Below are 9,942 nucleotides of genomic sequence, written 5' to 3'. Positions count from 1 at the left end.
GGCAGACATTACGTATATCCCGTGTCGAGAAGGCCGGCTGTATCTAGCAAGTGTTTTGGACTTGTGCACCAAAGAAATTGTAGGCTGGCGACTTCATGATCGAATGACAACAGAGCTCACTCTAAGCGCTCTAGAAGCCGCTCATCAAGCTAAAAAGCCAGCTAAGGGACTTATTCATCATACCGATCGTGGATCACAGTATGCCTCTAAAGAATACAGAGAAAAGCTAGCTTCATACTCTATGCAAGCCAGCATGAGCCGCAAAGGGAACTGCTACGACAATGCCTGCATAGAGTCGTTCCACAGCATTTTAAAGAAAGAACTTATTTATTGCACGAAATTCAAAACCAAGCACCAGGCATACGAAGCCATTTTTCGGTATATTGAATTCTTCTATAACCGCAAACGAGTTCATAGCTCCCTCGGCTATGTTTCGCCTGTTCAGTTTGCGGCGACCTTTTCAGAAACTGCGTGATCGTCACTTAATGATGTGTTTACTTTCTTGACAGAGGTCCAATCTGACCCCTGCGACAGGCATTTCGGTCGAAATTCGTGGAATAGAGGCCTGTAGTTCCGCTTAGCTGTCATCAGGCTCCTTTTTCTGAAAATAGCGGACTCTAGTTCCCTTTAGTGACCCCATAATAGGATTCTTTCTTGGAATTAGGGATTCCATATCATTGAGATCATAGAGAACCACCCAATTTCATGTGAAAATTGGGGTGGAACTATGTTCAGCGCAACCTCAATGGATGAAATCCAATGAAAACGCCAAAAGTAACTCTAAATTGCTCATTTCATTGGACAAATTCCAACGAAACGGCAATATTTGGCGCTACAACACCACGATTAACTGATTTCATTGGATTTTATCCAGTGAGATCAATAATTGAGCTATTAAATCACAGTGTTCGTTGGATTTCATCCAGTGAATAAATCCTAAAACAGCAAAGAGTGGCACTACTTTTAATGTATAAATAAATGTAATCATGATTATAATGGTGAAATATTTCATTTATCATAACGAAAGAAAATACGAATTGGATGAACATGTCATTTCCGAATATGATGAAGTAAAGCGATTTCACACTTCACAGCGAAAGGAAAATGACGAGATGGCATCCGTAACCGGTTTGGACGGCATTATAGCAGCAGAAACAGAATTGTCCTTGGTCGATGGTCAGAATGGCGTTCTGGTTTATCGCGGATACGAGGCAAAGGAGCTTGCCTTGTACAACAGTTTTGAGGAAGTCGCCTATTTATTGTGGCATGGTGAGCTTCCTTCCACGGATGCGCTTGGCGCGTCAAAAAAACTATGGGCTGAACAACGCAGCATACCTGCCGAACTGAAGGCGGTACTGGATCTGCTGCCCAAGGAAAGTGAAATGATGAGCGTACTTCGCACAGCTACCTCTGTTTTAGGTACAATCAGCCATCAGGAGGCTGAATGGCCACTGCATTTTGAGCGGATTCTTGCGAATACCCTCATGCTGCCAACAATCATTGCTTATCACTATCGGAGATCGCAAGGGTTAGTGCCCATCGATCCTGACCCGCAGTTAGATCATGTGGCCAACTATTTGTACATGCTGACAGGTTCCGTGCCCCAGCAGGTTCATGTGAAGGTTCTAACAGCCTATTTGATTTTAGCGATGGAGCATGGGATGAACGCTTCCACCTTTGCCGGACGTGTTGTGTTATCCACACAATCCGATCTTGCTTCTGCGCTCTGCGCTTCCATAGGCGCAATGAAAGGGCCCTTGCACGGAGGAGCGCCTTCGGAAGTGCTTCATATGCTGGATGCGATTGGAGACAAAGAGAAGGCGGAGACGTGGCTGCGTGATGAGCTGAAGGCGGGTCGAAAACTCATGGGCTTTGGTCACCGCATTTACAAAACGAACGATCCCAGAGCGGAAGCGCTTCGCCAGCTCATGACCGAGTTAGCTGCTGAGGATCCCTGGTTCGATTTGGCCATCCACGTAGAAAAGGTAGCTGTCGAGCTGCTAAATGAATATAAGCCTGGCCGGAGATTGTACGTGAACGTAGAATTTTATGCTGCAGCCGTGATGCGGGCTATTGCGCTTCCGACGTCCCTCTTCACACCTAGCTTTACGCTGAGTAGAATGGTAGGATGGACGGCTCATTTATTGGAACAAGCGAGTTGTAATCGTATTTTTCGGCCGCAATCCGTCTATATCGGCGAATTGCCTTCGTCGCTGCGAAATAATCCCTAACCGGCTAAAACTTTTCATATGAAAAGCCATCCTCCCAATCATGTCTATGCATGTAAGTGGCGGAAGGCTTTTTTTGTTATGCCAGCTTAAGCCCATCATCTGCCACGCCTCTTTTCTACCAAAAGTATGATAGAATAGATAAGATTGATATCTTTTGAGATCAGCTTGAAGGAGGCCCTGTATGTCTATTCGTTTCGTGATCGGCAGAGCCGGCAGCGGAAAAAGTGAACGTTGTTTAATAGAAATGAAACAGCAGTTGGCGGTAGAGCCGGAGGGTGACCCGCTCGTGCTATTAGTGCCGGAGCAGGCAACCTTTCAGGCAGAGCATGCCATTGTGTCCGATCCCGGCATTCGGGGGATGATTCGCGCCCAAGTGTTAAGTTTTCACCGATTGGCATGGCGTGTCATGCAAGAAGAAGGCGGTACAGCGAGACTGCCGATTGATGATATGGGGAAGAAATTGCTGCTTACAAGCATTTTACATAAACAGAAAGAAAAGCTCCGCTTATTTGGCCACTCGGCTGAGCAAATGGGTTTTGTAGATCGTTTGAACCAACTTTTTACGGAGATGAAAAGGTATTGTGTAACGGCTAAGCAGCTCGAAGAGCACGAGCAGAAACGGGCTTCCGTACTTGGGGAGAGCGGTTTGCTTCGAGATAAAATGCATGACATTCAGCTGATTTACCGCCAATTTGAATCCGAGCTGTCCCGGCAGTATTTGGACGGTGAAGATTATTTAACCCTGCTGGCAGAGCAGATTCCGAACTCCGCTTATTTGCGGTCCGCTTCGGTTTGGATTGATGGCTTTCATGGTTTTACACCGCAGGAGTTTGCCGTGCTTGGCGCGTTATTTTCGACCTGCAAGCAGGTGACGATTACGTTGTGCCTCGATCGGGAGCTGCAAGCCGGGGATGCGCCGGATGAGTTGGATTTATTTCACCCTACGGCAACGACGATGGTTCGGCTGCAGGAGCTTATTTGGCAGCTCGGATTGCCGGCAGCCGAGGTTCAACTTCTTGCGCCGGACCGTTCGCCACGTTATGACGATAGTCCGTTGCTGGGATATTTGGAACGCAACTTCGACCGTCGGATTGGCGGTGGAGCACAGCGTTATAAACCGGCAGCACATGAGAAAACTAGCGATCAGCTCGTGATTGCAGAGGCTGTCCACCGCCGTGCTGAAGTAGAGGGCGCTGTGAGGGATATGCTGCAGTTGGTTCGTGAGCATGGCGTGCGTTGGCGTGAAATCGCCGTCATGGTTCGAAATATGGAAGGCTATCAGGATTTATTAAAAGCGGTACTGACCGACTACGAAATACCGCACTTTTTTGATCAGAAGAGGACCGTTTTGCATCACCCGCTGGTTGAATTTATTCGTTCGGCGCTGGAGGTTGTCCAGCACAATTGGCATTATGATGCCGTATTCCGCTGCGTCAAAACGGATTTACTTCTGCCGAGCGAGGCGGCCGATCAGCGAACAGAGTTGGATAAGCTGGAAAACTATGTGCTTGCTTTCGGTATTCAAGGCTACAGGTGGACGGATGGTAAGCCATGGAGCTACAAGTTCCGGGCCAATCTGGAAGAAGCCGATGAAGGTGTACAAGAGCATACGGCTGAATTAGCCGCTTTGAATAGAAGCAAAGAGTGGGTGGTTAGGCCGCTTCTTGCTTTTGCCATACGTTTGCAGCAAGCCGGGTCAGTGAAAGCGCAAGTTGAGGCTCTATATGAACTTCTCATTTCGGTACAGGCTCCCGAAAAATTGGAAGCTTGGAGTCAGCAAGCGATTCAGGAAGGCAAGCCGGAGAAAGCCCGTGAGCATGGCCAAATGTGGAACAGTGTCATGGAGATGCTGGATCAGCTCGTAGAGACAATGGGGGACGATGAGCTGTCCCTTGAGATTTTTAACAGCCTCGTAGAGACCGGCATGGAAAGCATGAAGCTAGGGTTAGTGCCGCCTTCGATGGATCAATTATTGATTGGCAGCATGGATCGGACCCGCTCAAGCGGTATTCGTTATGCTTACATATTAGGTGTGAACGATGGCGTAATCCCTGCCCAAATGCCGGAAAAAGGGGTTCTGACGGAAGCGGAACGGAGTGTTCTGATGGAATCCGGTCTTCCGTTGGCGGATGGAAGCCGGCGCAAGCTGTTGGATGAGCAATTTATCGTATATACGTCGTTAACCGTGCCTGGTAAACGACTGTGGATGAGCTATCCACTGGCAGATGAAGAGGGCAAATCGCTGCTGCCATCCGAGCTGATCAAACAAATGCGTCAACTATTTCCCGGGACTGAGACACCGCTATTGCTCGCTGAACCGGCTCCTGAATCTCCGGATAATGAGCAGGCAGCTTATATGGCGCATCCGAATCAGGCGATCTCCTATTTGGCTGTGCGCATGAAGCACTGGATGCTAGGCGGCCGCATGGCGGATTTGTGGTGGGAGACCTACAACTGGTATGCAGATAAGCCCGAGTGGCAGATGAAGCTGCAATCCGTCGTTCAGGCCCTGCGTTACACGAATAAAGAGAACAAAATATCTTCCAAAACGAGCAAGCTGTTATACGGTCAAAATCTGCGGGCGAGTGTCTCACGTATGGAAAAATATGTAGCATGTCCGTTTTCCCACTTTGTATCCCACGGTTTGAGGCTGCAGGAAAGACGCGTCTACCGTCTCGATGCCCCGGATATCGGGCAATTGTTTCATGCCGCATTGAACCAATTTGTCCAAAGATTGCAGCAGGATCAACTGGATTGGGGATCGCTGTCAGCAGAAGAATGCATGGAGCGTTCTGCACAGGTTGTGGACGAGCTTGCCCCGAGACTGCAAGGGGAAATTTTGCTCAGTTCCAGCAGATATGCCTATATCGCGAGAAAATTGAAGCAAGTTGTGGGCAGAGCGGCTGTTGTCTTAGGTGAACATGCGAAACAGGGCCAGTTTGAACCGTTAGGTCTGGAAATCGACTTCGGCCCGGGCAAAGAACTGCCGCCTTTAACCTTTGATTTAGAGAATGGCTGCACTATGGAAATCATTGGTCGTATCGACAGGGTGGACCGGGCGGATGGCGAGCAAGGCGTATTGCTCCGAGTCATTGATTACAAATCAAGCTCAACTTCTTTGCAGTTATCTGAAGTGTATTATGGGCTATCGCTGCAAATGCTCACCTACTTGGATGTCATTATTACACACGCAGAGCGTTGGCTGGGCATTGCGGCGAAGCCGGCGGGCGTACTTTATTTCCATGTGCATAACCCGATGCTGCAGCAAAAAAATGCGCTGGACCCTGCGGCCGTCGAGAAAGAACTTCGGAAACGTTTTAAAATGAAAGGTTTGATCACGGCCGACGCTGAAGTTGCTGGATTGATGGATAGTGAGCTGTTAAAAAGCGCGGGGCACTCGCAATTTATTCCAGTTGCTTTGAAGAAGGACGGAAGCTTCTATTCAAGCTCCTCCGTCGCCACGGATGAACAGTGGGACACGCTTAGGAAATACGTGCGCAAGCAAGTAAAAGGAATAGGAACGAGCATTACCGATGGTCATGTCGACATTGCTCCCTACCGGCTAGGCAAAAAAACAGCCTGCTTGCACTGCTCTTATAAATCGATTTGTCAGTTTGATCCGTTGTTTGAAGGCAATGAAATCCACGTTCTGAGACAGCGGGGGAAAGACCAGCTCTGGTCCGAATTGGAGCAAAATGTTAGCCCGTGAGGAAGACGGAAAGGAGTGCAACGAAGTGAATAAACAACAACAGCCCAAGCCTCCCGGCAGTACGTGGACGGACGATCAATGGGACGCGATTACCCTCAAGGGTCAAAATATGCTCGTTGCCGCTGCGGCCGGATCAGGAAAAACCGCCGTACTTGTGGAACGAATTATCCGGCGAATTTCCGATGAATGGGAGCCCATCGATGTAGACCGGCTGCTGGTCGCAACCTTCACTAAAGCGGCGGCCTCGGAAATGAAGCATCGCATACGCGAAGCGCTGGAGAAAGAACTGATGAAACAGCCGCATTCGCAGCATTTGCGTAAGCAGATCGCGCTGATGGGGCGCGCCTCAATTACAACGCTCCACTCCTTCTGCTTGGAAGTTGTGCAGCGTTACTTCAGCCTCATTCGTCTTGATCCCGGCTTCCGGATCGCGAATGAGACGGAAGCGGAACTGATGCGCCAAGATTTGCTAGGCGAGATGCTTGAGGAATATTACTCCGTAAGCGGAGAGAACAGCGCCTTCTGGCGGCTGGTGGATTCGTTTAGCGGCGAGCGGAACGACGACGCAATCATGCAGCTTATTCAGAAGCTGTATGATGTGTCGCGCAGTCATCCGTGGCCGGAGCATTGGCTCAGAGCGACGGCTTCAATGTTTGGGGCTCCGGAGCCTGCGCCGCAGGAGGTGCCGGATGAGGCAGCCGCCGTTATACAGGAGGCGCTGCCATATGTTGCCGCTGCGTCGGCGCCGGCAGACTACGGGATCTGGGAGCAAAGTCTGATCCGCGACCTGGTTTTGGAATTGGAAGGAGCCGCCGACTTGCTGCGGCAGGCGATAGAGATCGCTGATTCGCCAGGCGGGCCAGCTCCTTATTTAGACAACTTGCGAGAGGATTTACTGCTCGTAAATAACCTGCTGGAGACGACCACTTACCCATGGTCCGTTCTGTATCGGGGTTTTCAAACCGTCGAGTTTGGCAAACTCAAAGCCTGCAAAGGCGATGACTACGACAAAGCGCTTCAGGAAGAAGTCAAAGAGCTCCGCAATAAAGTCAAAGAGCAAATTAACAAAATGCAAGAGGAGCTGTTCGGCCGAACCCCGGAACAATTCCATCAGGAAATTGCCGACATGGCGCCGCTTTTGCATACGTTAGTAGATTTGGTTGCGGATTTCGGGCATCGTTATCAGGCAGGTAAACAAGCGAAAGGCTTGATTGATTTTGCTGATTTGGAACATTACTGCTTACAAATTCTAAGTGCGCCTGGCTCCATCCCCGGTGAATTGGTGCCATCTGAGGCAGCGCAGGCTTATCGGAAGCAATTCGCTGAAGTTTTGCTCGACGAGTATCAGGATACGAATCGTGTGCAGGAAGCGATTGTGGAATTGATTTCGAACGCAAACCCTGGTAATCGATTTATGGTTGGCGATGTGAAGCAAAGTATTTACCGATTCCGGCTTGCAGAGCCGGGGCTCTTTCTTGAGAAATATAAAGCTTATCGCTCTAATAAAGATGAGCCATCAGAAGTATCATCCGCAGGCGGGAGAATCGATTTGGCGCGTAACTTCCGCAGCCGTATCGAAGTCGTGGACGCAGTCAATTTTATTTTTAAACAAATGATGAACGAAACCGTAGGCGAAGTCGCGTATGATGAGCGCGCTGAGCTCGTCTATGGAGCGGGATATCCGCCATCTGCCTCGGATTGCTCCGTCGAGATGCTGATCATTGATCGAGGAACAGATGCACCCGACCCGAGTGAATCTTATTCAGCTGATTCGGAAGATAGTGAAGAGATAAATGCCGAAGCTTCACCCGAAGGTGCTGCTGTTGATCCCGTTTTGGAAGCGCAGGAGCTGGAAACCGCGCAATTAGAAGCGCGAACCATCGCTCGCCAAATTCAGGGGCTGATGGGCACCGGCGGCAAGGAAGCTTTTCAAGTATTTGATAAAAGAACCGGCGGTGACCGCTCTGTCACGTACCGGGATATCGTCATCCTGCTGCGCGCCACGCAGATGTGGTCGCCTATCCTCATTGAAGAACTCAAAAAGATGGGCATACCTGCTTACGCAGAGCTAAGTACGGGATATTTTTCCGCAACAGAAGTGGAAGTCATGTTATCCCTTTTGAAAGTCATCGATAACCCGTATCAGGATGTACCGCTTGCTGCTGTATTACGGTCACCGGTGGTTCAGTTAACGGCCGAAGATTTGGCACAGATTCGCATTGCAGATAAATCGGTGCCTTTCTACGACTCTGTGCTGCAAACCGCTGGCAGCGAGAAGACCGAAGAAAATGAGATTTTGCTGCAAAAGCTGAACTACTTCCTGGAGATGCTGGAAACGTGGCGGACCGAGGCGAGACAAGGCTCTTTGGCGGATTTAATCTGGCATATTTACAGACAAACAGGTTACTACGATTTCGCAGGCGGTTTGCCGGGCGGCGTGCAAAGGCAGGCCAACTTAAGGGCGTTGTACGATCGTGCCAGACAATATGAAAGCACATCCTTGCGCGGGTTATTCCGATTCCTTCGCTTTATTGAAAGAATGAAAGAGAGCGGCGGGGATCTAGGCACAGCGCGTGCACTCGGAGAACAAGAAGACGTTGTAAGGATCATGTCGATTCATAAAAGTAAAGGGCTGGAATTCCCTGTTGTTTTCGTGGCGGGGATGGCCAAAATGTTTAACCAACGGGATCTGAACGATTCGTTTCTTTTGCATAAAGAGCTTGGGTTCGGCCCGCGTTTTGTAGACACAACATTGCGTGTAAGCTATCCAACCCTGCCTTCCCTTGCGATTAAAAGAAGGATGAAACTGGAGCTGCTTGCAGAAGAAATGCGGGTGCTTTATGTCGCATTGACAAGAGCAAGAGAAAAACTTTATTTGCTTGGGACTGTCAAATCATTGGATAAGCTCTTGCGCGGTTGGGGCAGGCATCTGTCCAGAACGGAATGGTATTTGCCTGATTTTGAACTGGCGAAAGCCAAAAGTTATCTGGACTGGGTGGGTCCGGCACTGCTGCGGCATCCTCACGCCGGTCTCTGGAGAGAGCGTTTGGGCATTAGCGAAGCTTCTTCAGGAGTACGGTTATTGGAAGATCCTTCGGCATGGAAGTTGACGATTATTAAGCCTGAAAGCTTGCTATCGGATGAAGTGCTGGAAGAGTCAAACTTGGCCCCCGACGGAGACCGAATGGAAAGCATTCGCCGGATTGAGACCGTAACGACGTCAGGTGAGTGGCAGGAATGGCTGGATGATCGGCTGTCATGGTCGTATTCGTACCCTGAAGCACCTAAACTTTTTGCGAAGACGACGGTTTCCGAAATGAAGCGGTTGTCGGAGCTGAATCGAATCTCCGATGAGATGGAAATGCCGGTTGCAACAGAAGTCATTGCTCCAGGAGCTACGACGCAGACTTCCGGGAACGGAAGGTCCATGATTTGGCGCAGGCCTAAATTTATGGAAGAGAAGAAGCTGTCAGCAGCGGAAAAAGGAACTGTCGTTCACGCCGTCATGCAAAATCTCTCCCTGCAGGAAGTACCGACGGAGGCAAGCATTCGGGGGACACTGCAAGAGATGTTAACGAAACAAACGTTGACCGCTGAACAAAGTGAAGTGGTGGATATCCCGGTTGTATTGCGCTTCTTCGAGACCGGAGTTGGACAACGGATGCTTCAGGCCAGGAATGTACAGCGTGAGGTGCCTTTCAGCTATGGGCTGCACGCAGACGAGGTTTATACGGGAACAAATCGTTCCACGAGCGGTGAAACGGTACTGATTCAAGGGGTCATCGATTGTTTATTCGAGGATGAACTCGGCCTGGTTCTGGTTGATTATAAAACGGATGCAGTGAAAGGCAGCAGCGATGAGGAGTTGAAGCTGCGGTATGAGCAGCAAATTTCACTCTACACGCGTGCTGTGGAACATATTTGGAAACGTCCGGTAAATGGAAAGTTTCTGTATTTCTTTGATGGAGCGAAGCTGCTCGAAATGTAAGATGGAGGATGAGG

The 9,942-nt window shown here is 49.6% G+C and carries 4 protein-coding genes; all 4 read left to right on the top strand.

The window, feature by feature from the left end; genetic code table 11:
- The coding region (locus tag RQP52_RS11365; protein WP_315951470.1) for an IS3 family transposase at positions 1-475 on the top strand (475 nt) is incomplete at its 5' end.
- A 637-nt stretch (positions 476-1,112) separates the two neighbouring features.
- A complete protein-coding gene (locus RQP52_RS11360; protein WP_315951521.1) occupies positions 1,113-2,231 on the top strand; it encodes a citrate synthase/methylcitrate synthase in 1,119 nt (372 codons plus the stop codon).
- 181 nt (positions 2,232-2,412) lie between these two features.
- Entirely contained in the window at positions 2,413-5,940 is a 3,528-nt protein-coding gene (gene addB / locus RQP52_RS11355) for a helicase-exonuclease AddAB subunit AddB (protein ID WP_315951469.1), read from the top strand.
- Between the two features lie 25 nt (positions 5,941-5,965).
- Positions 5,966-9,928: a helicase-exonuclease AddAB subunit AddA gene (gene addA / locus RQP52_RS11350; protein ID WP_315951467.1), complete on the top strand. Its 3,963-nt coding sequence runs from the start codon at positions 5,966-5,968 to the stop codon at positions 9,926-9,928.
- The last annotated feature ends 14 nt before the right edge of the window (positions 9,929-9,942 follow it).

The organism is Paenibacillus violae, assembly GCF_032461945.1.
Taxonomy (GTDB): domain Bacteria; phylum Bacillota; class Bacilli; order Paenibacillales; family NBRC-103111; genus Paenibacillus_E; species Paenibacillus_E violae.
This window is presented reverse-complemented; position numbering and strand designations above follow the sequence as displayed.

Excerpts from the sequence above, each read along its gene's own strand:
- RQP52_RS11360 (WP_315951521.1), top strand. The coding sequence starts at position 1,113 with ATGGCATCCGTAACCGGTTTGGACGGCATTATAGCAGCAGAAACAGAA.
- addB (WP_315951469.1), top strand. The coding sequence starts at position 2,413 with ATGTCTATTCGTTTCGTGATCGGCAGAGCCGGCAGCGGAAAAAGTGAA.